The sequence below is a fragment of the Streptacidiphilus carbonis genome, from assembly GCF_000787775.1.
GTDB classification, from domain to species: Bacteria; Actinomycetota; Actinomycetes; order Streptomycetales; family Streptomycetaceae; genus Streptacidiphilus; species Streptacidiphilus carbonis.
In genome coordinates, this window is record NZ_BBPM01000086.1 from 19,129 (window position 1) to 19,807 (window position 679).

General features: G+C 79.2%; 1 pseudogene. It reads left to right on the forward strand.

The window, feature by feature from the left end:
• Window positions 1-679 (forward strand): annotated as a pseudogene (locus TR46_RS42880) (asparagine synthase-related protein); the annotation flags it as partial.

Here is a 679-nt window from a genome sequence, read left to right on the forward strand (position 1 = left end):
ACCCTGGCCGCCCCGGCCCGCAGCGGCGCCGTCCGCGGCTCGTGGGCCAGGGGCACCGCCGCGGCGGCCGCCGCGGACGCGCCGCTGCTCGCCGTCACCTACACCGACGGCGCTTCGGCCGATCCGAGCCCGGACCCGGCCCGCACCGAGGAGCTGCTCCGGGCCAGGTCCCTGGTCGGCGAACACCCCCGGCTGGAACACCTGATGATCGCCGGCGGTCCGGAGACGCTGCCCTACGCGGACCTGCTCGACCCCGACCTGGCCGGGCCGCTCACCGACGAACCCGGCGCCGCCCTGATCGCCGGCGCCCGGCACCGCCGCCGGCTGGCCGAGGCCGGCACCGACCACCTCGGCGGCCACGGCGGCCGCCAGGTCCTGGACGGCCACCCGGCGCGGCTGGCCGACCTGCTGCTGGAGCACCGGCGGCTGCCGCTGCTGCGGCCGATCACCGCGCTGGCCCGCGCCGACAGCGCCGGCCACCCGGTGCACGGGGCCTTCGGCACCCCGGTCGGGGTGCTCCGCGCGGCCCGCCGCCTGGCCAGGACCAGCTACGCCGAGGGACTGGAGGACGCCGCGACCCAGCTGATGTCGCGTCATATCGCGCTCCCCGGAACGGCGGGGGCCGCCTCCATCCAGTCGCTCAGCTGGTGCGACCCGGGTCCGGCCGCGCGCTGGCTGA